This window comes from Streptomyces longhuiensis, from assembly GCF_020616555.1.
Lineage (GTDB): Bacteria > Actinomycetota > Actinomycetes > Streptomycetales > Streptomycetaceae > Streptomyces > Streptomyces longhuiensis.
In genome coordinates this window covers 691,680-716,555 of record NZ_CP085173.1, presented here as the reverse complement: position 1 = coordinate 716,555, position 24,876 = coordinate 691,680, and the positions used below count along the sequence as shown (strand labels likewise).

Here is a 24,876-nt window from a genome sequence, read left to right as displayed (position 1 = left end):
GCCCCGGTGGGGGGAACTAGCGCGTCCTCATGGTGAGTTCGCGGTCCTCGCCGGCGGTCAGCCGCAGCAGCCCCTGACCGCCGGCAGGGGTCTTGAGGTCGATGTGCACGTCACGCTCCGGGCGCACGACGGCCGTGCAGTTGCCGCCCGTCCACGTCAGGTCGACGCGGGCGCCGAACCGGGTGCGCAGGCCGCGCACGGCGCCGTGCCGCCAGGCCGGAGGCAGCGCGGGCAGCAGTACAAGGCGGTCGGGCGTGGACTGCACGAGTGCCTCGGTGAGCAGGGCCGGCAGGGTGTGCGCGGCGTCGGCGTTGTAGACGTCGCGGCCCGGGTAGTGCGAGCTCATCAGCGAGTGGTGGAAGTAGTCGCCGGTCAGGACCCGGTGCAGCGCTGCGGCCACCCGGTGAGGGTCGCGCAGTCGGGCCGCGATCAGGGCATGGTGCAGATGGCCGTGTGCAGAGTGGTTCTCGGCGCCGCGCAGTTCGAGCGCGCGGTGCGCCGCCTTCGCCAGATCCGGGGTGTCGTAGGGGGTGATGTCGTGGTGCGGCCACACCGGGTAGAGGTGGCTGAGGTGCCGGTGGTCGTAGACGTCGTCGAGGCCGGGCCAGGCCCATTCGGCAAGGGCGCCGTCGGAGTTGACCCGGTAGTCGGGCAGCCGGTCCGCGAGCGCGTTCCAGCGGTCGCTGTCCGGCCCCGGGTGCCAGGCGGCGGCGGTGCGCAGGGCGTGTCGGGCCGCCGCGATGTCCATGGTGGCGTTGAGCGTGCCCCAGCTCGCGTTCGCGGGCCGGTTCTCCGGAGAGTACGACGGCACGACCACGAGGCGCCCGTCCGGTCCTGTGCGGGTGAGGAAGTCCTCGTAGAAAACGGCGAGTTCGGTGAGCGCGGCGGCCAGCCACGCGGGCCGCACCCCGGTCGTCTCGGCCTGCTCGACGAGCGGGGTGAGCAGCCAGTCGGCGCCTGCCGTCCACAGGTGCATCGGCCACTCGCTGGAAGTGGTACGTGTGCCCCGACTCGCCGTCGGTGTGGGCGGGCGCGACGATGCCCCGCGCTCCGAAGATCTCCCGCGCGTTGTCCCGCCAGTCGGCCAACTGCTTCTGAATCAGGGCGCCTTGCGCCTGGGCCACCTCGGGAAGGTCGCAGGCGGCGGCAGAAGCCGTTTGGAGATTGAGGTTGGCGTCCGTGGTGAACGCTCCCGACCAGGCTGTGTCCCACTCGCCGGTCCACAGTCCGGTGAGTCGAGGCGGCAGCGCGCCGGACGCGCTCAGCAGGTGGTAGCGGCCCGCCGCGAACAGGCGCTCCAGCAGGGCCGGGCTGTCGATCCGTTCGAGCAGCGCGGAGCCCGGCAGGCCGCGTTCGGAGCGTGGCGCGTCGAGGGTGAACGTGACGCGTTCATAGGCGGCTCGGTGCGGGGCCTCGTGCCGGGCGAGCAGGGTCTCGTAGGTGTCCTCCAGCTCCGGGCCCGCCAGTGAGGTGAGGGCCGCCGCCTCGGCGCTCGCGTCCAGTTCCCCGAGATGGCGCCGCACCCGCGTGAGCAGCAGCAGCCCGGTCGCGCCCTCGATGCGTAGCCCCGCGGTGCCCACCGAACGACTTCCGCCGTGCACCAGCGCGACCGTCACCCCGGTGTACGCCAGATCGCTGTCCGGGTAGCGGCAGCGCAATGTCAGCCGGGCTCCCTGGGGCGCCAGGACGATGCTGTGGCCGACCCCGAGCTCGGCCGGTACACCGGCGAGGCGGGGGTCCAGGGACACTTCGCCGTCGAGCCCGGGCCCGGTGACGTACTGCACGACGACATCGTCGGCCCGCGACACGAACACCCGCCCGCGCCACCCGCTGCACTGCGCCTCGGTCACCCCCGTCGCGAAGGCGACCGCGCGCCGGTAGCCGCGCCACACCACGCTGTCCCGCACGAACCGCACCTGGAACGCCGGATGGAACGCCTGTACCCAGCGCAGCGCCCGGCCGTCCGTGAACTGCTCGGCCGCCGTGACGTCGCCGGCGAGCAGCTGTTCCTGGACATGGGGGAGGTGGGTGGCGAGCGCAGGTGGCCGTGGGGGCGGGCCGCCGTCGGGACGGACCAGCGTGTGATGAGTGATGATGACCCGGTCGTCGTGCGGGTCGCCGAACGCGAGAGCGCCGTGGGTGCCGTTGCCGCTGAGGAAGGCGTCCTCCCAGCGCGTGGCCGGCGCCGGCTCCCAGGTGCCGTGCGGATGGTCAGGCAGCACTGTGGCCCCGCGCCGTCGTCCCGGGCGCGAGAACCGCGACACCGAACCGCCCGAGCGTCACCGAACCGGAGTGCCCGGCCCCCGTCAGCAGGTCCCGGTACGTCGTGTCGTCCGGCAAGGCGACGGTCACCTCGTCCCGTCCATGGTGCAGCAGGAACAGCAGCTCGCCGCGGCATACGGCCTCCACACCTGCGGGGAGGCCGGACAGCGGAGGCCGTACGCCCGCCCCGGCCGCCACGTCCGCGAGCAGTGAGCGCAGCGCCGGGGGTTCGGGAAGTGTCGACAGGTATCGGGCCCGCCCGCGCCGCAACGCGGCCGGCAGTCCGTCGAGCTCGCCGCCGCGGTACACGGCACTGACCTCGGTGCCGGGCTCGGCCGTCAGTTCCTCCGACCACAGGGTGCCGGTGAACTCTCCGCAGTCCACGGTCTCGTCGGGATCCAGCGGCCACCACTCATGCACCGTACGGATCCCGAACAGGGCGCGCAGCCGCGCGTCCATGCCGCCGGGCCGCACCCGGTCGTCCGCGTCGGCGACCCCGGTGAAGAACCCGGACACGAGGGTGCCGCCACCGCGCACATACGCCAGGAGATTCTCGATCGCCGCGTCCGTGAGCAGGTACAGGTGTGGCACGACCACCACCTTGTAGGCGGAAAGGTCGTGTTCGGGGTGTGCGAAATCGGTGGTGAGGTGGGCTTCCCACAGGGCACGGTGCCAGGCCCGTACGACGTCCTCGTACGCGACGTGTGCCGACGGCCTGCCGTCCTGGCGGCCGGCCCACCAGGAGTGCCAGTCGTGCAGCACGGCGACATCGGCGGTGATGCGTGTGCCCGGCACCTGCGACCCCAGCTCCGCCAGTTCCGCGCCGATCTGCTTCACCTCGGCGAACCCGCGGCCCTCCTCGCCCGCGTGGCCGAGCATTCCCGAGTGGAACTTCTCGGCGCCCTGCCGGGACTGCCGCCACTGGAAGTAGCAGACGGCGTCGGCACCGCGCGCCACGGTCTGCAGTGACCAGAGCCGGTTGAGGCCGCGCGGCTTGGGGTGGTTCACGCCGCGCCAGTTGACCGGCCCCGCCGCCTGCTCCATCACCATCCAGGGTCCGCGTGCCTGGCCGCGTGTCATATCGGCGATCATCGCGTTGTACTGACCGCCCAGCGGGTCCCGTGGATCCGGGTACACGTCGACCGACACCACGTCCTCCCGCTCCGCCCACGCCCACCCGTCCTGGCCGATCCAGAACGGCATGAAGTTGGTGGTGACCGGGACGTGGGCGGGGGAGTGCCGTCGGACGATGTCTCGCTCGGCGGTGTAGCACTCCAGCAGCGCGTCCGAGGTGAAGCGGCGGAAGTCGAGGACCTGCGCCGGATTGTGCAGGTACTGGGCGCGGCGCGGTGGGATCACGTCAGCCCACGTCTGCACGTGCTGGCTCCAAAAGGCTGTGCCCCAGGCCTCGTTGAGTGCGTCGAGCGTGCCGTACTTGGTGCGCAGCCAGTCGCGGAAGGCGCGTGCCGCCTCGTCGCCGTGGTCGAACGTGCAGTACTCGTTGTTGATGTGCCACATGCGCAGGGCGGGGTGGCGGCCGTAGCGGATCGCGAGGTCCTCGGTGATCGCGGCGGCGTAGCGGCGGTAGGTGCCGGAGGAGTGCGCGAACTGCTGGCGTGAGCCCCACCAGACGGTCTGCCCGTTCTCGTCGCGCGGCAGCGTCTCCGGGTGCAGCCGCCCCAGCCACGGCGGCGGTGACGCGGTCGGGGTCGCGAGCACGACACCGATGTCGTGTGCGTGCATGAGGTCCATCAGCCGGTCCAGCCAGCCGAACTCCCTCTCGCCCGGGGTCGGTTCGAGCTTCGCCCAGGAGAAGACGCCGAGTGTGACCGACGTCACGCCGGCCTCCTTCATCAGCCGGACATCGTCGGCCCACACCTCCTCGGGCCACTGCTCGGGGTTGTAGTCGCCGCCGTACAGCAGGCGGCCGTCGTGTGCGATGGTCACCCCTTCACCGCCCCCGTGAGCATGCCCTTCTTGAAGTGGCGCTGGACGAAGGGGGAGGCGATGGCGACCGGGACGAGGGCGAGGACCATGACGGCCATCTGCAGACCGAGCGCGGAGAGTTCACCCGTGCGGACCGCTTGCTGCAGCCCGGTCGGTGCCTCCGTGTGTTTCTGGACCAACTGGATGAGGACGTTCTGCAGCGGCATCATCTGCTGGTCGGTGAGGTAGATGGAGGCGTTGAACCAGGCGCTCCAGTACCCCACCGCGTAGAACAGGGAGATCACGGCGAGCACGGCCCGCGACAGCGGCATGATGATAGTGAGCAGGATGCGCAGGTCGCCGGCTCCGTCGATGCGGGCGGCCTCGGTGAGTTCGGGGGAGATTCCCATGAAGAACCCGCGCAGCACCAGGATGTTGAAGACGCTGACGGCACTCGGCAGGATCAGCGACAGATAGGTGTCCGTCAGGCCGAGCGACTGCACCAGCAGATACGTCGGGATGAGTCCCGCCCCGAAGAACATGGTCGCCATCAGGGTCATCAGGATGACCCGGTGCCCGAGACTCCCCGGCCGCGACAGACCGTAGGCCGCGAGGACCGAGACCGTCATCGAGAACAGGGTGCCGACGAGGGTGACACCGAACGACACCATGAGGGCCCGGCTCACCTGCCCGCCGCCGAGGAGCTCGGTGTAGTTGACGAGGGTGATGCCCTCGGGGACGACGACGAGACCGCCGGCGCGGTCGATCACGGGCTTCGGGGAGAGGCTGGTGACGATCACGATCCACAGAGGGGCGAGCACCCCGAGGCAGCACAGGACGAGGAGGCCGCCCTTCACGGTGAGCCCGGTCCTGCTCGGCGCCTCTTCCCACGCGGGGCGAGGCGGCGCCTGCAAGCTGCGGATCAGCTGCGTGTTGAGGCTCATTTCTTGTACACCCCCTGCTCACCGAGCAGATGAGCGAACTTGTTCGCACCGAGCACCAGACAGATGCCGATGATTCCCTTGATCAGCCCGACCGCGGCCGCGTAACTGAAGTCGCCGAACTGGATACCGACGTTCCACACATAGGTGTCGAGGACCTCACTGGCCCCGCGGCCGACGGCGTCGCGCTGGAGCAGGAACTGCTCGAAGCCGACGGAGAGCGCGTCGCCCACCCGCAGGACCAGGAGAAGCGCGATCACCGGGCGCAGCGCGGGAAGCGTCACGTGCCACGTGCGGCGCCAGCGCCCCGCGCCGTCCATGGCGGCGGCCTCGTACAGATCGGTGGGGACGGCGGCGAGCGCCGCGAGGAACACGATGATCCCCCAGCCGGCGTCCTTCCACACGGACTGCGCGGTCACCAGGAACTTGAAAAGGGACGCGTTGGTCATCAGGTCGAAGCCGCCCCAGCCGTGCTGCTCCATGGTCTGCGCGATGATGCCCGCGCCACCGAAGATCTGCTGGAAGACGGTGACGACGAGGACCCACGAGAAGAAGTGCGGCAGATACATGATCGCCTGCGCCACGGCTCGCACCCGGGGCCGGATCACACTGTTGATGAGCAGCGCGAGGGCGATGGGAATCGGGAAGAACAGCACCAGTTGGAGCAGGAACAGCACGATGGTGTTCTTCACCGCGGTCCAGAACTCCGGGTCGTCGAGCATGCGGGAGAACTGCTCGATGCCGACCCATGAACTGTGGAAGATAGCGGTGATGCCGTTGCTGGAGGCGTACGGGTCGTAGTCCTGGAAGGCGACCACGTTGCCGAGCAGCGGTACGTAGTTGAAGAGCAGGAGCAGTCCGATGGCGGGCAGCGTCATCAGGATGAGCGCGCGGTCGCGGCGCAGCCGGATGCGCCAGGGGACCTTGCCGGCCACGTGCTTCCTGGGAACCGCCTTCGGGGCGAGGGCGGCCGCCGGTTCCTCGACGGCCGCCGCGGGACGTGTCCCGTCGGGCCTGCTCCCGGCCGTGAGAGACATCAGTTGCCGCTGCCGTTCTTTTCGATGAGCTTCTTGTACCAGTCGCGCAGCTTGTCGCCGCCGCCGGACTTCCAGGTGGAGATGGCCTGCTGCAGGTCGGACAGCTTCTTGTTGCCGCGTACGTAGTCGATCTCCAGCTGCTCGAACGGCGAGCCCAGGTTCGCGTAGCGGGACGGTTCGACGATGTTCATGCCGTACGTGGAGGTCTTCTTCGTGAACGCGCCCATCCGCTGCTCCCACTCCACCTGCTTGCGGGTGACGCCCGGGAGGTCGGGATGGGCCATGTAGGGGGCGGGGGCGGCGAGCATCACCCAGGCGTTGATGGCCTCCTGGTTGCCCTGGTCCGTCTTGACGGGCAGGCCGTCCTTGACCGTGTAGTGGGTGCCCTCGACGCCGTAGTCGACGAGCATCCGTTCCTTCGTACCGTAGGGAGCCGCCGCGAAGTTGGCGGCGGCCAGCGCGTTCTCGACGGTGGCCTTGGGGGCACCCTTGCGGACGAACGACCAGATGGTGGCGGGCTGGCTGGCATACAGCGTCGGGTCGCCGCCGTCGGGGCCGAAGATGTCGATGGCGTCGCAGACGAAGTCCGGGTTGGCCTTGGCCTGTTCGGCGCTCTTCACGTACCAGTTGGAGATGTCGTTGTTGTAGACGAGGATCTGGCCCGCGGTGAAGCGCTGGCCGGCGTCGCCCGTGCGGGCCTTGTCGTCGGGGTGTACGACGCCCGCTGAGAACAGCTTGCGGGTCCACTCCAGCGCTTCCAGGTATTCGGGCTGCTCGATGCGGTACGTCAGCTTGCCGTCGTCCCCGATGTGCCAGCCGAGCGATCCCGAGGCGCGGACGCCGAAGATGTTGAAGGCGGTCCAGGACATGTCGCCGCAGGCGTACACCTTGGCCTTGGCGCTCGTGGCGTCCTTGGCCCAACTGGTGAACTCGTCAGGTGACTTGGGGACGTCGTAGCCCTTCTTGTCGAAGAGGTCCTTGCGGTAGTAGGGCACGATGAAGGTGGCCCTGGCGCTCGGCATCGGGATGCCGCGCAGGTCACCGCCGAAGATGCTCATGCGCCAGGAGTCCGAGGGGATCGCGGCGAGGTTCGGGTACTTCTTGACCTTGTCGCCCGCCAGGTAGGGGCCGAGGTCCATGAACTTCGCCGCGACCGCGTTCGGGATCTTGCCCGTCAGCTCCCAGCTCGGCACCACCACCATGTCGGGTATGGAGCTGCTCGCAAGGACGGCGCCGAGCTTCTCGCCGTAGGTGGTGCCGTCCTGGTTCTGCCAGGTGACCTTTGTGCCCGCCGCCTTGTCGACCGCCTTGTAGTAGGCGCAGTCGCCCTTCGGGGCCGTGCCCCAGAGCGGCGACATGATCTTGATGGGCGCGCCGGTGCCGAGCTTGTCCGGCGCCGAGATGACCAGCGCCGACAGGTCCACCTTCCCGGTGTAGCCGGATGCCGAGCCGTTCTTCGACGGCACGTCGGGCTGGGCGAACTTGCTGGCGACGAAGGTCGGCAGCAACTTGTCGGCGGCCTTCCCGGAGGTCGTGCCTTCCCGGTCCTTGTTCTCCGATCCGCCGCACGCGGTGAGCAGCGGCATCCCGCCGGCCACCGCTGCGGCGGCCACGGCGGTGGAGGCGAGGAAACTTCTCCGGCTGGGAGCGGAGGCGGAGGGCGAGTGCGGCGTCATTGCGGTAACCCTTCGGGGAACGCGTCGCGTATTTGTCGAAGCGCTTCGATGTTGCAGCGAGGTTAAGGGAGCGCTTCCACGGTCACAAGAGCGGGGCGCAGAATTCCTGAACGTACTTTCCCTGTCGGCCACTTGACACCTGACAACCTGACTACGGAGCATCGAAGCGCTTCGAAGATTCACTGACCTCTTTCGCCAAGGGACCCGCACGTGACCGAAAGAATCCCGCTCCACCCGGACGCGGCACCGCCCACGGACAAGCGCGTCGACGACCTGTTGTCCCGGCTCACGCTCGACGAACGCATCGCGCTGCTGCACCAGTTCACACCGGGTGCCGAGCGGGTCGGCCTCGCCGCGTTCCGCACCGGGCAGGAGGCACTGCACGGCGTCGCGTGGATGGGCCCGGCCACCGTGTTCCCGCAGTCCGTCGGGCTCGGCGCGACCTGGAACGACGACCTGGTGCGGCGGATCGGCGACGCCGTCTCCGCCGAGGTACGCGCGATGCGCGAGCGCGACGACCGGATCGGCCTCAACGTCTGGGCACCCACGGTCAACCTCCTCCGCCACCCGCTGTGGGGCCGGAACGAGGAGGGCTACTCCGAGGACCCGCACCTCACCGCCGTCATCGCCACCGCCTACACGCGCGGCCTGCGCGGCACCCACCCCACGTACTGGCGCACCGCCCCCGTCCTCAAGCACTGGCTCGCCCACAACAACGAGACGCTCAGGGACACGTCGAACTCCTCCGTCCGCCCCCGCGTCCTGCACGAATACGACCTCAAGGCCTTCCGCGCCCCCGTCGAGGCGGGCGCCGTCGCCGGCGTCATGCCCGCCTACAACCTGGTCAACGGCCGGCCCAACCACGTATCGCCCTATCTGCGCGAGCAGTTGCGGACCTGGACCGACCAAGAACTCCTCGTCTGCTCGGACGCGGGCGCGCCCAGCAACCTCGTCGACTCCGAGCACTACTTCGACACCCACGAGGAGGCCACCGCCGCCGCCCTCGTCGCGGGCGTCGACAGCTTCACCGACCACGGCACCGACTCCTCGACGATCACCGGGCGGATCCGCCGCGCCCTCGACCAGGGCCTGATCTCCGAGTCGGACATCGACACCGCCGTGCGCAGACAGCTCGATGTGCGGCTACGCCTGGGCGAGTTCGAGGACCGCGACCCCTTCGACGGCGCCGGAGCCTTCGACACGGACGAACACCGCGCCCTCGCGCAGGAGGCCGCCGAGCAGGCGGTCGTGCTGCTCAAGAACGACGATCTGCTGCCGCTGCCCGACACCGCCCACATCGCCCTGGTCGGCCTGCTCGCCGACGAGTGCAAGACGGACTGGTACAGCGGCACCCTCATTCACCGCTCCACCCCCCTCGACGGTCTCCGTGAGCGGTTCGGCACCGAGCACGTCACCTTCACGGAGGGCGTGGACCGGGTGCGTCTGCGGTGCGACGCCGGATGGCTGTACGTGCCCGAGAGTGACGCCGACGTGAGCGCGCGCGGTGCCGAGGGCGCCCTCGACCCCGCCCTGCTCGCCGGCCGCACCGACCTCCCGCCGCTCACCACCGCCACCGATTCGGGCACCGAACTCGCCCTCGTCGACTGGGGGAACGACGTCCTCACCCTGCGCGCACCCGACGGCCGCTACCTTTCCGTCGCCGAGGACGGCTTCGTGCGGGCATCCGCCGAACAGCCCGGCGGCTGGGTCGTCCAGGAGACGTACACCCTGGAACGGCACGAAGACGCTCACCTCCTGAGGCACACGGGCACGGGCCGGTACGTCGCTGTCGCAGCGGACGGCGTGAAGGTGGCCGAGCAGGGCACGGCCTTCGAGGTGGAATACGTGGAGCGCGGCGCGGACGCCGTGGCACGGGCAGCCGCCGACGCCGACGTGGTGATCGTCGTCGCGGGCAACGACCCGCACATCAACGGCCGCGAGACCGAGGACCGCACCACCCTCGCGCTCCCCGCCCACCAGGACCGGCTGTGGCGAGCGGCCCGCGCCGCCAACCCGAACACCGCCCTGGCCCTGGTCGGCGCCTACCCCTACGCCGTGCCCGACGCGGACACCGAACTCCCCGCCCTCCTCTGGACCGCCCATGGGGGACAGGCCGCGGGCCGCGCCCTCGCCCGGGTCCTCGCGGGCGACGTCAGCCCCGCCGGACGCCTCCCGCAGACCTGGTACGCCGCCGACAGCGACCTGCCCGACCTGCTCGACTACGACGTCATCGGCTCCCGCCAGACCTACCTCTACTTCGAGGGCACGCCGCTGTACCCCTTCGGACACGGCCTGTCCTATGCCTCGTTCACCTACGACGGCCTCTTCGCACACCGCGGCACCGACACGCTGGAGTGCACCTTCACCGTCACCAACGTAGGCACCACCCTGGCAGACGAAGTCCCGCAGCTGTACGTCCGCCCGCTCGACATGCCCGTGCCGCGCCCGCGCCGCCAGCTCCTCGCGCACCGTCGCATCGCCCTGGCGCCGGGGGCGTCCGAGCGCGTCACGTTCTCCGTGCCCGTCGCCGACCTCGGCCACTGGAACGTCGCCCGCGGTCGCTGGAGCGTCACCTCGGGCACGTACGAGCTGCACGTCGGCGCCTCCAGCGAGGACATCCGCCTCACCACGCACCTGACCCTCGACGGCGACGAGCCCGCGCCCCGGCGTGTCCTCGTCGACGGCCTGGACGCCGTGTCGTACGACGAACAGCGCGGCACGGCGATCGTCGACCGCACGAAGACGTCCGGCGACGCCGTCACCGCGACCGGGCCCGACGCCGAACTCCTCTACAACGCCTGCGACCTGGGCACCGACGGAGTCCGCGCCGTGCGCCTGACGGTCGCGGGCGCCGGCACCGTCGAGATCGAGGACGGCGAAACGGTCACCGTCCCGGCAACCGGCGGCCCGTACAACTACGTCACGCTGGGCGCCGATTTCACCGCCGGCGGAGTACGTGACCTGCGCGTGCGGCTCGGCGGCGAGGTCCGTCTGGCCCGGCTCACCTTCATCCCACGGGGGACCACCGCATGAAGTTCACCGACGGTTTCTGGCTGATGCGCGACGGGGTCCACGCCGCGTACGCCACCGAGGTCCGCCAGATCCTGGCCGCCGACGACCGGTTCACCGCGTACGCCGCCGTCCGGCACGTCCGCGACCGCGGCGACACCCTCAACCAGCCTCTGATCACCATCGACTGCTTCGCCCCGGCCGAGGGCGTCATCGGCGTCCGCTTCACCCACCACGCGGGCAAGCGGCACCGGGGCCCCGACTTCGAGCTGCTGCCCTCCGAAGGGGGCGCCGGCGCACAGGTGACCCGCGAGGGCACGGTCACCGAGCTGAGCACGGGCCCGCTCACCGTCCGCCTGGACACGGCAGGGGAGTGGGGACTGGAGTTCCTCGACTCCTCAACAGGACGCCAAATGACCGCTGTTGGACGTAAGGGCACCGCCTTCGCCACCACCCCCGACGGCGCCCACCACATGGTCGCCCAGCTCGCGCTCGGCGTCGGAGAGCACATCTACGGCCTCGGCGAACGCTTCACCCCGTTCGTCAAGAACGGCCAGACGGTGGACATCTGGCAGGCCGACGGCGGCACCAGCAGCGAACAGGCATACAAGAACGTCCCGTTCCACCTCTCATCCCGCGGCTACGGCGTCCTCGTCAACCACCCCGGGAAGGTCGGCTACGAGATCGGCACGGAGTCCGTCGGCCAGCTCCAGTTCAGCGTCGAGGACCAGTCGATCGAGTTCTACGTCGTCGCGGGCCCGACCCCGAAAGACGTGCTGCGCCGCTACACCGCCCTCACCGGCCGCCCCGCCCTCCCGCCGGCCTGGTCGTTCGGCCTGTGGCTCACCACCTCGTTCTGCACCGAGTACGACGAGGAGACGGTCACGTCGTTCGTCGACGGCATGGCCGAGCGCGACATCCCGCTCACCGTCTTCCACTTCGACTGCTTCTGGATGCGCGAGTACCAGTGGTCCGACTTCACCTGGGACCCGGACGTCTTCCCCGACCCGGTCGGCATGCTGAGCCGCCTCAAGGAGCGCGGCCTGCGCATCAGCATGTGGATCAACCCGTACATCGCCCAGAAGTCCCCGCTCTTCGACGAGGGACTGGCATTGGGCCACCTGGTCCGCAAGCCGAACGGCGACGTCTGGCAGTGGGACCTGTGGCAGCCCGGCATGGCACTCGTCGACTTCACCGACCCCGGCGCGCGCGACTGGTACGCGGGCAAGCTGCGCGGCCTGCTCGACATGGGCGTCGACAGCTTCAAGACGGACTTCGGAGAGCGCGTTCCGACCGACGTCGTCTGGCACGACGGCTCCGACCCCGAGCGCATGCACAACTACTACGCACACCTCTACAACCGCACCGTCTTCGAGCTGTTGGAGAAGGAGCGCGGCAGCGGAGAGGCGGTCGTCTTCGCCCGCTCGGCGACGGCCGGCGGCCAGCAGTTCCCGGTGCACTGGGGCGGTGACTGCTTCGCCTCGTTCACGGCGATGGCGGAGTCGCTGCGCGGCGGCCTCTCCCTGTCCCTGTCGGGCTTCGGCTTCTGGTCGCACGACATCGGCGGCTTCGAGGGCACCCCCGACCCGGCCGTCTTCAAGCGCTGGCTCGCCTTCGGCCTGCTCTCCTCGCACAGCCGCCTGCACGGCAACGTCTCGTACCGCGTGCCGTGGGCATTCGGCGAGGAAGCGGTGGACGTGGCACGACAGTTCACGCGCCTCAAGCACCGCCTCATGCCGTACCTGTACGGGGCGGCGGTCGAGGCGCACCGCACCGGCGTCCCCGTGATGCGCCCGATGCTCCTCGACTTCCCGGACGACCCCACGTGCCGGGTCCTGGACCGCCAGTACATGCTCGGCTCCGACCTGCTGGTCGCGCCGGTGTTCTCGGCGGACGGCGATGTCGAGTTCTATCTGCCCGAGGGCACGTGGACGCGGCTGCTGACGGGGGAGCGGGTCGAGGGCGGGCGCTGGCTGCGCGAGACCCACGGCTTCGACAGCCTGCCGCTGTTCGTCCGTCCCGGCGCGGTCGTCCCGCTCGGCGCGGACGACCTGCGTCCCGACGGCGACTGGACCGACGGCGTCACCCTGCTCGTCGCGCCGGGCGCGCGAGACGTGACCGTGACGGTGCCGGACCACGACGGGAGCCCCGCCGCCGAGTACCGGGTGCGCCGGGACGCCGCCGACGGGGCGGTCACCGTGGGGGTGGCGGGAACAGAACTTCCCTACGAGATAAGGGAGTTGTAGGGCGATCGGTGGTCTGGGTCAGCGGTCGGGTTCAGATGGCGAGCGGCTCGTAGCGAAACCAGTCGAAGTGGGCGGTGCCGGTCGCGGCGTACAGGCCGATGACGCGACCGGTGAACCCGCCGGCCACCTCGGTCGACAGATAGCGGCCGTCGAGGGTCGCGAGTGCGGTGAAGGTGCCGTGCGGATCCTCGACGCCGAAGGCGAGCGTGTCGGGGCCGGTGCGTGCGTCGAGTGGGGTGTGGGTGGGGGTCACGTCGACGCCGATCACGAGCGGCCCGCCGGCCGTCGCCCGGGGCGTGGAGGCCACCACGGTGCGCAGCGGTCCGACGCGGGCGATCACCCGTACCTCGGCGGCGTCGGCCTCGATCTCGTAGTGATGCCGTTCGTCGAGCCGGACCGCAAGGCCGCCGGTGCCGTCCGCCGGGTCGAGGTGGGCGCGGACGCGGCAGGACAGGTGCTGCTGCCGGTGGCCGACGAAGGTGACGTCGGCGGCGTCGGGGCCGCCCCCGAGGGCGTGGAGCGTCAGCCGGCCCGGCCGTTCCTTCGTCGTGCAGTGCCGGGGGGACCGGTGGCGGAGCGAGATCCAGGAGGGCCGCAGATCGGCGTCGTCGAAGTCGTCCGTGAAGGGTTCGGCGGAGACGGAGGCGGGCCCGGCCGTCACCGGCGGTCCGACGACCGGCCAGCCGTCCTCCCAGGTGACCGGCGCGAGGAAGGTCTCGCGGCCGAGCACGTGCCAGCCAGGGGTGCCGCCGCGCGGCCGCACCCCGAGGAACACCATCCACCACGTGCCGTCGGGCGCTTGCACCAGATCGGCGTGGCCGGTGTTCTGGACGGATTCGTCGGTGCTGCGGTGGGTCAGGACAGGATTGGCCGGGCACGGTTCGAAGGGGCCGGTGGGCGCGGGGCCGCGGGCCACGGAGACGGCATGCCCGCGCTCGGTGCCGCCCTCGGCGATCAGCAGGTACCAATGGTCGCCCACGTGGTACAGGTGCGGCGCCTCCGGGGCCTTGGCGCCCGGCGTGCCGGACCACAGAGGGCGCGGTTCGCCGAACGTCTCGCCGGTGTACGGGTCGATACGGACCTGGGAGATCCCGGCGACCGTGACCCAGCACACGCCGTCCTCGTCCCAGGCGAGATCCGGGTCGATGCCGGGGACACCGGGCAGGGGGACCGGGTCCGACCAGGGGCCCGCCGGGTCGGTGGCGGAGACGAGCAGGTTGCCGCCGCCCTCGCTCACATTGGTGGTGATCAGCCAGAAGCGGCCGTCGTGGTGGCGCAGCGTCGGCGCGTAGATCCCGGCCGAGGAGGGTGTGTCCCAGGGCAGCCGCAGCTGGCCGGGCCGGTCGAGGACGTTGCCGATCTGCCGCCAGTGCACCAGATCGCGGCTGTGGAAGAGCGGCACCCCGGGCACGTACTCGAAGCTCGAGCACGCCAGGTAGTAGTCGTCGCCGACGCGGCAGACGCTGGGGTCCGGGTGGAACCCGGGGATGACCGGGTGTGGGTCTGCCATGCTGTCTCTCTCTCCGTGGCGTCGAAGCGCTTCGACTCGCCGGGAGGATATGCACGGGGGTGATGGCGCGCAAGGGGTTGGACAGGACACAAAAGTGGCCCTGAAGTCCCTTCGTGCTTACGGGACTTCAGGGCCACACATCATCGATGCGCTTCAACCGGCATTGCTGGGCTTCCGCTCAGGCGGAGTGAACCGAGGGGTCCTCCGTGCTGAGCGGGAGGGAGCCCGAACCGACTGTCAGTACGCGCCGTTCACGTTGTCGATCGAGCCGTACTTGTCGGCCGCGTAGTTGCATGCGGCGGTGATGTTGGCGACCGGGTCGTAGCTGTTCATCGAGGTGCCGGGCACGTGGTAGGCGATGAACGTGGGGTCGATGACCTGCAGGAGTCCCTTGGACGGGGTTCCCGCGACAGCGTTGGAGTCCCAGTTGTTGATGGCCAGCGGGTTGCCGGAGGACTCGCGCATGATGTTGCGGTGGATGCCCTCGTAGGTGCCGGGAATCTTGTGCTGGGCCATGATGTCGAGCGACTCCTTGATCCAGCCGTCGAGGTCGTTGGTGTAGGACTTCTTCGCCGGGGCAGCGGCGAGAGTGGTCCGGACCTCGGAGCGGTCGGCCCGCTCGGCGTACGCCCTGGTGTCCGCGGGCTTGGCGGGGCTCTTCTTGCCGAGCGTGAGCTTGGCACCGGGGTAGATCAGCCCCGGGTTGTCACCGATGGTGGCTCGGTTGTCCTGGTACAGCTTCTTCCAGCCGCCGCTCAGAGAGTGCTCTCGGGCGATCTTGCTGAGGGTGTCGCCCGCGGTGACGACGTACGTCGCGGGGGCCGCGGCGCTCTTCGCGGCCGGGGCGGCCTGCGCCGCGCTGGCGGTGGTCGCGCCGAGCACCGGGAGAGCGAGCACGGCCGCGCCCGTGCCCGCGGCGGCGAGCCCTCGGGTGAGCGAGATGGACTTGATGCGGCGGTGCTTTCCCTTTGAGGGCATGACGAATTCCTCTCCGTCGCCTGCGAGGTGAGCTGTCGGGTTCGGACGGGAGATGTCCGGTCGCACAATGTGTGCGACTTCACCCCGAGCCGTTCCGGAAACCGGATCGGCGGCTTACCTGGGTCCCCCGCTCCTGCCGTGCGTATCCGTGTGGGTGGGAGGGATTCCGGACAGCGGCAGGATTCGGCGTTCCATCCGGATTGACGGTGACATTAGGCGAGAAGGCGCGGAAGGAACAAGACCGGAATTGCGATCGCGAAATGTGAGAGCCCTGTGTGCGGCGATCGGAACCCGCCGCCCTCTTTGATCGAAAAGCCCAATCCTCTTCGCGCAGAAGGGAAGCAGGGCATCAGCAGAGCTCGGGGCCGGCGTCCGTTCGTGTGACACGGTTCACTGAAGGGGGTGCGGGTTGGAATGCAGCCCGATCACCTATCAGAGCGCAATATTTCGCATGAATGACGCTCGATGCACGCTTAACTGCCTATGGGGCGCCAATAATGTTAAAAGGCATTTTTAGTCGCAAAGATGGACATAGCGCCACGCCGCTTTTCCTGCCTAAAGGGACATATCGGCACCAGTGCCGACCCGGTTGTGCGACCCGAGGGTCGCCCCCGCCGCACTTCATGGGCGGGCCTCGATCGGGGTGGTGCCTGGACGTGGCCTTGCGCGGTTCGGCTGAGGGGCGACTGAGGATCGACTGAGGTGAGGCCGGCGGGCTCCGTCGTCGGAGTGCACTTCCTGCCCCGACCTGCCGGGCGCGCGGGGTGCCTGGGGTGGGCAGGTGAGGGATCCGGCTTTGCACCCGAAGATCTTGCCGGCGCAGGATTTGCGTGAGCTCAGGAGAGGCCTGAGTGTGATGGGAAGTCAGTTTCCGATCGCTACTCGTATGTCAGTGAAGTCCTCGGCCCGGATCCGGAGGAGCCTGCTGAAATCCTCTGCCGACTCGCGAGCCGAAGGCCCGCCGCGAAGAAGCGCAGTAACAGAGGGAGCTACTCGGGCGCACGGAACATGACGGTGATTCGTCAGGCGCGCGGGATGTATCAGACCTTCATCCGGGCGAAGGCGTTCTGCACACGAGCGCGAACGGGCTTATGGGGGCGGCGCGTTCCTGTCTTGAGGCAGGAAGCGCCGCGTCGTGGTGGGCCGTGGGACGGGCCGCTTCCTCGGGTGCCGATGAGCGGTGGGCTGGCGGGAGGCGGGAGGCGGGAGGCGGGCGGCTGGTGCCGGGGTGTGCGGGCGCTCGATGCGTGCACGGCATCTGACCGACGCCGGGGCGAGGTGGCCCGCTTCCCTACGGGTGGCGTTACCGGTGCTCCGGGTTCTCGTAGTCGTGGCGGCAGCCGGCGTCCCAGGCGGTGCGCTGGTTGCCGTAGGCGGGGATGCCACCGAGATCCTTCAATGCCCGGGCCAGGTGCAGCAGGTTCCAGGTCATGAACGTGGTGTTGCGGTTGGTGAAGTCGTTCTCGGGGCCGCCGGAGCCCGGGTCGAGGTAGGAGGGGCCGGGGCCGGCCTCACCGATCCATCCGGCGTCGGCCTGGGGAGGGATGGTGTATCCCAGGTGTTGCAGGCTGTAGAGGACGTTCATCGCACAGTGTTTGACGCCGTCCTCGTTGCCGGTGATCAGGCAGCCGCCGACGCGGCCGTAGTAGGCGTACTGTCCTGCGTCGTTGAGGAGGCTGGAACAGGCGTAGAGACGTTCGATGACCTGCTTCGTCACGGAGCCGTTGTCGCCCAGCCAGATCGGGCCGGCCAGCACGAGGATGTCGGCGGCCATGACCTGCCGGTAGAGGTCCGGCCAGGCGTCGGTCTCCCAGCCGTGCTCCGTCATGTCGGGCCACACGCCCGTGGCGATGTCGTGGTCGACGGCCCGGATCACGTCGACGTGGACGCCCTGGGCTTCCATGATCGCGGTGCTGCGGTCGATCAGGCCCTGGGTGTTGCTCGTCTCCGGCGAGCGTTTGAGGGTGCAGTTGATCACCATCGCCCGCAGGTCGTCGTACCGGGCCGGAGGCGCGTCGGTGGCGGGTGACGAAGCGGTCATGCGGTCCTCCCAGAGTCCTGTCGCCACCTGCTGCCCGGTGACATGTCCACTCTGCCCAGCGCGGAGCCCGGCCGACGGCAGCCACCACACCAGGGCCTCCGAATGGCCCTGGTCGTCTGCACATGCGGTCGGCTGATCCCGAGTGGACGCTGCGTGGCCTGCTGGTTCGGATCGCGGGGTGCCCACGGCGAGGTCCTCGAGCATGGCCGGATGAATGGCACGCTCGCATGGCCCCACGCTCGTATGGCCCCTGGCCCCTGGCCCCTGGCCCCTGGCCCTTGGCCCCTGGTCCCCAGATTTCGGAGAGCGTTCCTGCCAAGCTCTGTGGCGATCCCGCGCTTCCGCAGGGGTTCCCCGCCGCAGGCCCGGTGGCGAGGTGGGTGGCGGTGCGCACTCGCCGGAGAATCCACACCCACCTGGCGAATCGAAGCGGATGAAACGGGCAGAGCCGCCTGGGAACATCGATCAGATGCTCTCCTACTCCAACGCGTGAACCGCCGCGGAGAACACCGGTGGCATCCGGGATGCCACCGGGACGATGAGGCGGGCGGTGCCGGGACGGCGGCCCGCGGCCAGGAGGGCGCCGGTCAGCAGCCGATGGCGCCGGGTCAGCCGCGTCCAGGCGCGCTCGTACTCCAGCGGTCGTCCGGCGGCCAGGCAACGGACGGCCGCCCGAGCGGTCGCAAGGCCGAGAGCGATGCCCTCGCCGGTGAGGGCATCCAGGTAGCCCGCGGCGTCGCCGACGAGCAGGACACGGCCGGCGACTCTGCGCCGTGCGCGCTGCCGCAGCGGTCCAGCGCCACGTACGTCGGTCGCGGCCGCACCGCGGAGCGACGCCGTGAGGGCGGGAAAGCCGGCGAGGTGCTGGTCGTAGCTGCGGCGGCAGCGGCTGAGGATCGCGACGCCCACCAGGTCCTCGCCGACCGGTGTCACATAGGCCTCGCCCTCACGGGACCAGTGGACCTCCACGAAGTCGGTCCATGGCTCGACGCGGAAGTGCCGGCGAAGTCCGTAGCGGCCGTCTTTGACGCCAGGCATCTCCAGTCCCACCGTCCGCCGCACGGGGGAGTGCAGGCCGTCGGCGGCGATCAGCCAGCGGGCTGTCGTGCCCGCCGCGGTGACCGAGTCGGCACTCTGGCGCACTTCGCCGACCTTGCCCGTCACCATCCGCACGCCGAGATCGAGAACGCGCCGGTGAAGCGCGGCGTGCAGCGTCGTACGGCGGATTCCCAGCCCGCTACGGTCGCGGAAACACGCTTCGGCGCGTGCCCTGCCGTCCACGTAGCGGATGCCGCGCAGTTCGTGGCCGGTGACCTGGATGCCCAGTCCTCGCAGTGCGGCGACACCGCTCGGCATGACGCCCTCTCCGCAGGCCTTGTCCACGGGCGCGGTGCGGGGTTCGACGACGACTGTCTCCAGGCCGGCGAGCGCCGCGTGGATGGCGGCGGCCAGACCGGCCGGCCCGCCGCCCGCCACCAGTACGTCGATCACGCCGCAGCGGGCGTGGTCGAGGCGGCCAGGGCCCGGTTCTCGCAGCGAATGCGGACCGTGAGCAGAGCGGCGTTGAGCAGGGTGAACAGGGTCGCAGTGGCCCAGGCGGTGTGGATCAGCGGAAGGGCCACGCCCTCGGCGACGACGGCCACATAGTTGGGGTGCCGCAGCCAGCGGTACGGGCCTCCTGTCACCAGAGGCAGTCCGGGTACGACGATCACCCGGGTGTTCCAGCGGGGCCCGAGCGTGCTGACACACCACCACCGCAGCGCCTGGGCAGCCGCGAACAGGACCAGCATCGGCCAGGCCAGTGCCGGCAGAAACGGACGGTCGGCCAGCCATACCTCGCAGAGGCAGCCACCCAGCAGCCCGGTGTGGAGCGCGACCATCGCCGGGTAGTGGCCCTGCCCGGAGGCGGTCGCCCCGCGGGCTGCGCTCCACCGTTCGTTGCGACGGGCGACGACGAGTTCGGCGACGCGCTCGCCCGCGACGGCGGCCACCAGCAGTCCGTACCAGATCATGTGTCCTCTGTCCTCCGAGATCCGAACTACCAGCGCAGCAAGACGAGTTCGCAAGCGAAGCCGGGCCCCATCGCAAGCAGCACACCCGGTGTGCCCGGCGGCGGACGGCGGTCGGCCAGGGTGTCGCGCAGCACGTGGAGTACCGACGACGAGGACAGGTTGCCCACCTCGGCCAAGTGGCGCCAGGTCACATCGAGTGCGTCACAGGGCAGGTCGAGGGCTTCGGCGACAGCCTCCAGCACCTTGGGGCCGCCGGGGTGGCACACCCACGCGGTCACGTCCTTCGTCTTCAGCCCGTGGTCTCCGAGGAACCCCTCGACGTCATCGGCGAGGTGACGGCGTATGACGTCGGGGACCCGAGGATCGAGGACGACGCGGAAGCCGGAGTCCCCTACATCCCAGCCCAGGAGGCGCCCGGTGTCCGGATAGAGATGGCTGCGGGTGTCCACGATCGTCGGGCCGGCGGTCTCGGCCGGGCGGTGTGCCCCGAACCCGACGACTGCGGCGGCCCCGTCGCCGAACAGCCCGGTGGCGACCAGGTTGGCCATGGTGGCGTCATTGCGCTGGAACGTGAGCGAGCACAGTTCGACCGACAGGAGCACCGCCACGTGGTCGGGCCGGCCGACGAGGTAGTCGTGCATGCGTGCCAGACCGGCGGCGCCGCCGGCACAGCCCAGTCCGAACATGGGCAGTCTTCTGACGTCCCGCCGCAGTCCGAGGCGCACCGCGAGCCGGGCATCGATCGACGGGGTGGAGATGCCGCTGACAGAGGTGAAGATCAGCAGGTCCACGTCCGCAGCCGACAGCCCGGCCATGCGCAGGGCGTCGCGGACGGCACGGCCGCCCAGGTCGGTGGCGGAAGCGATGAAGACGTCGTTGGCGGCGCCGAACCCGTCCAGTTCCTCGTACTGGTCGAGGGGCAGCGTCATGTGACGTGAGTCGACCCTGGCGCTGCGGTGCAGCCGGTCCAGGACCCCGCGGTCGGTGCCCTCCGGCAGGCACGCGCGGGCCACCATGTCCGTGATCTCGGACTGGGCGCGACGGTGCGGTGCGAGGGCGCCGTGAACGGCAGCGATCCGCGTCATGAGTTTCCGTCCGAAGACCGACTGGGCTGGCTTGCTCTCCACCTGTTCCCCATGCCGAGGGCTCGCCACCAGGGATCGCCCGTCCGGCCGTTCGACCCCGGGCACGTGATCGGGCCGGGCGGGGCCCGGGCGTCTACGATCGGCCGGTGGGCACTCCCGAGCATGCGGCGGCCGACGGCGCGACCGCGAGTTGGGCGGGCCGGGCGGTCGGGCTGGCCGGTTCGTGCCACCCCGCACCCGTGGCGGTGGTCACCGCTCTGACGGCCGTGATGGCCGTGACCTCCGGCCAGGGCACCGCGCGTCTCGTTCTCACGACGGTCGCCGTTCTGGCAGGTCAGCTGTCCATCGGATGGTGCAACGACGCCTTCGACGCACGCCGGGACATCGCCGCCGGCCGACATGGCAAACCTGTCGTCGACGGTTCCGTCGAGGTGAGGCACGTGTGGGTGGCCGCATACATCGCGCTGGCGCTGTGCGTACCGCTGTCGCTGGCCTGTGGTGTGCGGGCGGGCACGGTTCACCTCGTGGGCGTGGCGGCGGCGTGGGCGTACGACCTACGACTCAAGGCGACAGCATGGTCCTGGGTGCCGTACGCGGTGGGTTTCGCCACGCTCCCGTCGTTCGTGGCGCTGGGACTGCCGGGGCAACCGTGGCCGCCCTGGTGGGTCGTCACCGCCGGCGCGCTCCTGGGAGTCGGAGCCCATCTGGGCGATGTGCTGCCGGACATCCGCTCGGACCTGGCGCTGGGCGTACGGGGATGGCCGCACCGATTCGGCCCTGACGGTGCGCGCCTGCTGCTCCCGGTCCCGCTGGTGGCCGCGACGGCGGTTCTGGCACTGGGCCCCGCCGGCCCACCCGACAGATGGGGAGCGATGGCCCTCGCGGTGGCCGTCCTCGTCGCGGCGACGGGGACGGCCATGGGGCGCCGCCGGGAGCGGACGGCGTTCGGCGCAGCCGTGGTCGTGGCGGCGGTGGACGTGGCGCTGCTCGTGCTGCGGGGGACTGGGGTCAGGTGATGGTCGGGCGGCCTTCTCCGGGACCGGTTCTGACGGGAAGGCATAATGCGCCCATGAATCATGGATCAGCGCGGGTGTTCGTCGATTCCTGGGTGACGGCGTGGAACGCGCACGACTTGGACGCTTTGCTGTCGCACTTCGCTGACGACGTGACGTTCCGGTCGCCGGTGGCCGCTCAACTGATCGGCAATGACGGGGTCATACGCGGCAAGGACGAGCTGCGCGCCTACTGGGCGGAGGGCCTGCGGCGCATCCCGGATCTGCGGTTCGAGGTCGTCGGATCCTACGTCGGGGTGGACTGCCTGGTCATCAACTACCGTAACCAGAAGGGCGGACTGGTCAACGAAGTGCTGATCTTCGAGGGCCCGCTCGTCACCGAGGGATACGGAACCTACCTGGGCGAGGACGCCAACCCCGCTGGGGCACGCTGAGCTTGCCGTGAGGCGCACTTTTCGGGCCGGGGCGGTGGGTTCGGGGTTCAGATACCGCCCCTCTTCAGGGTGGATGCGCGGGTGAGTCGTCGGCCTCCCCGGGCTCGCGCACGAGAGCGGGAAGGAGAGGGACTTCTCCGCTCCCTGAGCCGCCTGTGTCGATCAACTACAACTTCCGGCTGATCGACTGCGGGGCCAACGTCCCGGGCGTTGGACTGCCTGCAGTCTCGGTGATTGATTCTGCTTGGAGCGGCATGCTTACGAGCATGTATTGACACGCCTCGAGCGGGGCGCCATAGTCTTCCGCAGGCAATTGGGCCGCGGAGTTTTGACGAACGAAGAACGTGCCTACTGGTGCGACAGGTGGCGCTCCAGTGTTCCTTCGGGGGCAAGTGACGGCACGTGCGAGCGGATTGAGTTTGCTGATTTTGTCAGGTGCATGCAGATCTCTGGTCGGTGGTGGTCTTCCCCCTCGCTCCACGTCGATTGGAGAGAACTCGGCACGGGGGCACCGGTGCTCGGATTGCGCGTAGAAGTGGGAGAAGGGGTGGCGCCGGCCCAGGAGTTGGGGCGACAGAGCTACCTCAGTTGTCTCGCGGGCTCCTCGGCGCAGTCGTTTCCGCTCGGAGTGCTCATGCGAGAAGGCGGTGCCCAGACGTTCACGGCCCTGCTCACCTTCAACCCCCCCATGAGGAGCATCAGATGAAACGAGCGTTGACACGCATTGCGGTAGCGGCCCTCGCCGCACTCGTCCCGTTCATCGCGGCACCTGGCGCACAGGCGCAGACCTTCGGCGGGAACGAACTACTGTCGTGGACGGTGAGCGGGGCTCCCAGTGAGGGACTGACATCCCTCAACTTCCCGATCACCGTGAACACCGGCACCGCCCACGTGTCCGGGACCTACTTCGCGATGCAGTACGGGTTCACCGGGCAGAGCGACATCGGGTACGCGGGACTGCAGCCGCGGCCGGACGCGAACGGGCACCAGCGCCTGCGTGGGGTGTTCTCCTCCTTCATCAGCGGTACGACGAGCACCCACGCCAACTGTTCGGACGGGGCTGACGGCGGCGCCGGAGTCAGCTGCGGAGTGGACTTCGACGCCGTGTACGGCCACACCTTCCGCGTCGAGATCGCTCAGGTCGGCACGGACACCTGGTCGGGCACCGTCGTCGACACCAACAACGGACAGCGGATCCCCGTCGGCACCTACAAGTTGCCGGCCGGCTCCGGCAACCTGAAGGCTTCCCAGGCGGGATTCATCGAGTACTACAACGTGCCCAGCTGTGACCAGCAGCCGCGGTACGACGTCACGTTCGGCGGACCGTCCTCCGGATCCCTGTCCGGTTCAACCAAGTGGGTCAAGGAGTATGGAGAGTGCGCCGGTTATGGCAGCACCCAAGTGACGACGGTCGGCGCAGGTGTGCACGTGACCCGCGGTAGCGCGGGTTAGCACGCCAGGGGCAGGGCTTTGGTGTCGGCCCTTGGGGGCGATGTCGCAACTGCTGGATCGACCTCGGGCTGATGGCTTGCCAGGGGCGGCCTCCCGGAGGCCGCCCCTTGGTCACGCGCCGGAAGGGCTCATCGAGCCGGCCTGCCGCGGAGCTCCGGCGTCGTGGAAGGCCACCCGTCAACCGGACCAAGGCGCCCAATGGGCAGAGGCGCGGCAGGTGTACGCCGGTGCCGGCTTCGCGCATCTGTGGATGTGGCTCCTTCCCGTCTGACCGGGCAAGCTCGAGAAGGTCGTCTTCGACGTCGCGCCGGACGAAGAGGGCGCGGAGCCCTTCGAGCGCATCGACTGACCCTCGTGACTGCTCACCCTTCCCAGAAGGGTGAGCAGTTCGCCTCGACATGCGAAGGGCCCGCCCCCCCAATCGGTGGCGGGCCCTTCGCATGTCGAACTGTCAGCTGGGCGGGGTGTAGCGTCCGTCGATCGCCGTCCAGCCTCCGTCCACGAAGAGCTGGCTCCCCGTCACGAAGGACGACGCGTCCGACGCCAGATAGACGACGGCGCCGGCCAGTTCGTCGGGCCGGGACCAGCGGCCCAGGGCGCTCTTGGACGCGTAGGCCTCCGACCACTCCGGTACGGACCTGATCTGCGCGGTCAGCGGTGTGTCCACGACGCCCGGAGCGACGGCGTTGACCCGCACGCCCGACGGGCCCAGCTCGGCCGCCGCGGTGCGCAGCAGTTGGACGAGGCCGGCCTTCGTGGCCGCGTACACGCCCTGGCCCGGCTCGACGGCCACCGAACGGATCGAGCTGAAGCCGATGATGCTCCCGCGGCCGCGTTCGGCCATGCCGCGGCCGAACGCCCTTACGAGGTCGAAGGAGGCGCGCAGATTGAGCGACACGACCCGGTCGAACTCGTCCGTCGTGTAGTCGAGCAGGTGCTTGCGCACGTTCGTCGCGGCGGTGAAGACGAGCACGTCGACGGCGCCGAGCTCCTCGGCGGCGCGCGCGACCGCCTCGCCGTCCAGCACGTCAAGGGCGTACGCCGACATCTCCTTGCCCATCGACGCCGTTTCCGTGGCGGCCTTCAGATCACGGTCGGCGCACACCACCGTGGCGCCGTGCGCGGCGAGCGCCAGGGCGCTCTCGCGGCCGATTCCGCTGCCGGCGCCCACCACGACGGCCTTGCGGCCGTCGAGCCGGAACAGACGGGAGTAGGTGTCCACCGCATCGGTGTGGTCGTTGTCCTGCATGGTCC

General features: G+C 69.8%; 16 protein-coding genes, 1 pseudogene and 1 riboswitch. Of the genes and pseudogenes, 5 read left to right on the top strand and 12 right to left on the bottom strand.

Features of this window, described 5'->3' with window-relative positions; genetic code table 11:
* Window positions 1-16: 16 nt before the first annotated feature.
* The 5 genes and pseudogenes from LGI35_RS03465 to LGI35_RS03445 all read right to left on the bottom strand — a co-directional run bounded on the left by LGI35_RS03465 (window position 17) and on the right by LGI35_RS03445 (window position 7,842).
* Window positions 17-2,222: pseudogene (locus LGI35_RS03465) on the bottom strand (glycosyl hydrolase family 95 catalytic domain-containing protein).
* Window positions 2,212-4,209, bottom strand: coding sequence for a beta-galactosidase (locus LGI35_RS03460; RefSeq protein ID WP_227292237.1), 1,998 nt, complete (start codon window positions 4,207-4,209; stop codon window positions 2,212-2,214). Before LGI35_RS03460 ends, LGI35_RS03465 begins: the two are co-directional and overlap by 11 nt.
* Window positions 4,206-5,132, bottom strand: a complete 927-nt coding sequence (locus LGI35_RS03455; RefSeq protein WP_227292235.1) for a carbohydrate ABC transporter permease — start codon at window positions 5,130-5,132, stop codon at window positions 4,206-4,208. The genes LGI35_RS03460 and LGI35_RS03455 overlap by 4 nt, the downstream gene beginning before the upstream one ends.
* Complete coding sequence (locus LGI35_RS03450; RefSeq protein ID WP_227292233.1) at window positions 5,129-6,166, bottom strand: ABC transporter permease; 1,038 nt, start codon at window positions 6,164-6,166, stop codon at window positions 5,129-5,131. The genes LGI35_RS03455 and LGI35_RS03450 overlap by 4 nt, the downstream gene beginning before the upstream one ends.
* Complete coding sequence (locus LGI35_RS03445) at window positions 6,166-7,842, bottom strand: extracellular solute-binding protein (protein ID WP_227292231.1); 1,677 nt, start codon at window positions 7,840-7,842, stop codon at window positions 6,166-6,168. Before LGI35_RS03445 ends, LGI35_RS03450 begins: the two co-directional genes overlap by 1 nt.
* Before the next feature lie 210 nt (window positions 7,843-8,052).
* Between LGI35_RS03445 and LGI35_RS03440 the strand changes: the two genes are divergently transcribed.
* Both LGI35_RS03440 and yicI read left to right on the top strand, forming a co-directional pair.
* Window positions 8,053-10,875 (top strand): glycoside hydrolase family 3 protein, encoded by a 2,823-nt coding sequence (locus LGI35_RS03440; RefSeq protein WP_227292229.1) that lies wholly within the window; start codon window positions 8,053-8,055, stop codon window positions 10,873-10,875.
* Entirely contained in the window at window positions 10,872-13,097 is a 2,226-nt protein-coding gene (gene yicI / locus LGI35_RS03435) for an alpha-xylosidase (RefSeq protein WP_227292227.1), read from the top strand. The genes LGI35_RS03440 and yicI overlap by 4 nt, the downstream gene beginning before the upstream one ends.
* Window positions 13,098-13,128: 31 nt before the next feature.
* Here yicI and LGI35_RS03430 read toward each other — a convergent pair whose 3' ends face one another.
* From LGI35_RS03430 to LGI35_RS03405, 6 genes are all read right to left on the bottom strand, one after another.
* On the bottom strand, window positions 13,129-14,607 hold the full coding sequence (locus tag LGI35_RS03430; protein ID WP_227292223.1) for a glycoside hydrolase family 43 protein: 1,479 nt from the start codon (window positions 14,605-14,607) through the stop codon (window positions 13,129-13,131).
* Window positions 14,608-14,844: 237 nt separating this feature from the next.
* Window positions 14,845-15,585: a transglycosylase SLT domain-containing protein gene (locus LGI35_RS03425; protein ID WP_227292220.1), complete on the bottom strand. Its 741-nt coding sequence runs from the start codon at window positions 15,583-15,585 to the stop codon at window positions 14,845-14,847.
* Between the two features lie 2 nt (window positions 15,586-15,587).
* A riboswitch (cyclic di-AMP (ydaO/yuaA leader) is annotated at window positions 15,588-15,752 on the bottom strand.
* Between the two features lie 1,136 nt (window positions 15,753-16,888).
* A complete protein-coding gene (locus LGI35_RS03420) occupies window positions 16,889-17,626 on the bottom strand; it encodes a flavodoxin family protein (protein WP_227292218.1) in 738 nt (245 codons plus the stop codon).
* 477 nt (window positions 17,627-18,103) lie between these two features.
* Window positions 18,104-19,117 carry an NAD(P)/FAD-dependent oxidoreductase gene (locus tag LGI35_RS03415; RefSeq protein WP_227292217.1) on the bottom strand — a complete coding sequence of 338 codons (1,014 nt, stop codon included), beginning with the start codon at window positions 19,115-19,117 and terminating at the stop codon, window positions 18,104-18,106.
* Window positions 19,114-19,638 (bottom strand): isoprenylcysteine carboxyl methyltransferase family protein, encoded by a 525-nt coding sequence (locus LGI35_RS03410; protein ID WP_227292215.1) that lies wholly within the window; start codon window positions 19,636-19,638, stop codon window positions 19,114-19,116. Before LGI35_RS03410 ends, LGI35_RS03415 begins: the two co-directional genes overlap by 4 nt.
* Before the next feature lie 26 nt (window positions 19,639-19,664).
* Window positions 19,665-20,723, bottom strand: a complete 1,059-nt coding sequence (locus LGI35_RS03405; RefSeq protein ID WP_227292212.1) for a type III polyketide synthase — start codon at window positions 20,721-20,723, stop codon at window positions 19,665-19,667.
* Window positions 20,724-20,869: 146 nt separating this feature from the next.
* On the opposite strand from LGI35_RS03405, the gene LGI35_RS03400 reads away from it, so the two are divergent.
* The 3 genes from LGI35_RS03400 to LGI35_RS03390 all read left to right on the top strand — a co-directional run bounded on the left by LGI35_RS03400 (window position 20,870) and on the right by LGI35_RS03390 (window position 23,622).
* On the top strand, window positions 20,870-21,739 hold the full coding sequence (locus LGI35_RS03400; protein ID WP_227292209.1) for a UbiA family prenyltransferase: 870 nt from the start codon (window positions 20,870-20,872) through the stop codon (window positions 21,737-21,739).
* A 53-nt stretch (window positions 21,740-21,792) separates the two neighbouring features.
* Entirely contained in the window at window positions 21,793-22,170 is a 378-nt protein-coding gene (locus tag LGI35_RS03395) for a nuclear transport factor 2 family protein (RefSeq protein ID WP_227292207.1), read from the top strand.
* Window positions 22,171-22,872: 702 nt separating this feature from the next.
* On the top strand, window positions 22,873-23,622 hold the full coding sequence (locus tag LGI35_RS03390) for a hypothetical protein (RefSeq protein ID WP_227292206.1): 750 nt from the start codon (window positions 22,873-22,875) through the stop codon (window positions 23,620-23,622).
* 451 nt (window positions 23,623-24,073) lie between these two features.
* On the opposite strand, the gene LGI35_RS03385 is transcribed toward LGI35_RS03390, so the two are convergent.
* Window positions 24,074-24,871 carry an SDR family NAD(P)-dependent oxidoreductase gene (locus tag LGI35_RS03385; RefSeq protein ID WP_227292204.1) on the bottom strand — a complete coding sequence of 266 codons (798 nt, stop codon included), beginning with the start codon at window positions 24,869-24,871 and terminating at the stop codon, window positions 24,074-24,076.
* Window positions 24,872-24,876 lie beyond the last annotated feature (5 nt).

Bases quoted from the DNA above. Each gene is read 5' to 3' on its own strand.
- LGI35_RS03455 (WP_227292235.1), bottom strand. From the start codon at position 5,132: ATGAGCCTCAACACGCAGCTGATCCGCAGCTTGCAGGCGCCGCCTCGC.
- LGI35_RS03450 (WP_227292233.1), bottom strand. From the start codon at position 6,166: ATGTCTCTCACGGCCGGGAGCAGGCCCGACGGGACACGTCCCGCGGCG.
- LGI35_RS03445 (WP_227292231.1), bottom strand. From the start codon at position 7,842: ATGACGCCGCACTCGCCCTCCGCCTCCGCTCCCAGCCGGAGAAGTTTC.
- yicI (WP_227292227.1), top strand. From the start codon at position 10,872: ATGAAGTTCACCGACGGTTTCTGGCTGATGCGCGACGGGGTCCACGCC.
- LGI35_RS03430 (WP_227292223.1), bottom strand. From the start codon at position 14,607: ATGGCAGACCCACACCCGGTCATCCCCGGGTTCCACCCGGACCCCAGC.
- LGI35_RS03425 (WP_227292220.1), bottom strand. From the start codon at position 15,585: ATGCCCTCAAAGGGAAAGCACCGCCGCATCAAGTCCATCTCGCTCACC.
- LGI35_RS03420 (WP_227292218.1), bottom strand. From the start codon at position 17,626: ATGACCGCTTCGTCACCCGCCACCGACGCGCCTCCGGCCCGGTACGAC.
- LGI35_RS03410 (WP_227292215.1), bottom strand. From the start codon at position 19,638: ATGATCTGGTACGGACTGCTGGTGGCCGCCGTCGCGGGCGAGCGCGTC.
- LGI35_RS03405 (WP_227292212.1), bottom strand. From the start codon at position 20,723: ATGACGCGGATCGCTGCCGTTCACGGCGCCCTCGCACCGCACCGTCGC.
- LGI35_RS03395 (WP_227292207.1), top strand. From the start codon at position 21,793: ATGAATCATGGATCAGCGCGGGTGTTCGTCGATTCCTGGGTGACGGCG.
- LGI35_RS03390 (WP_227292206.1), top strand. From the start codon at position 22,873: ATGAAACGAGCGTTGACACGCATTGCGGTAGCGGCCCTCGCCGCACTC.
- LGI35_RS03385 (WP_227292204.1), bottom strand. From the start codon at position 24,871: ATGCAGGACAACGACCACACCGATGCGGTGGACACCTACTCCCGTCTG.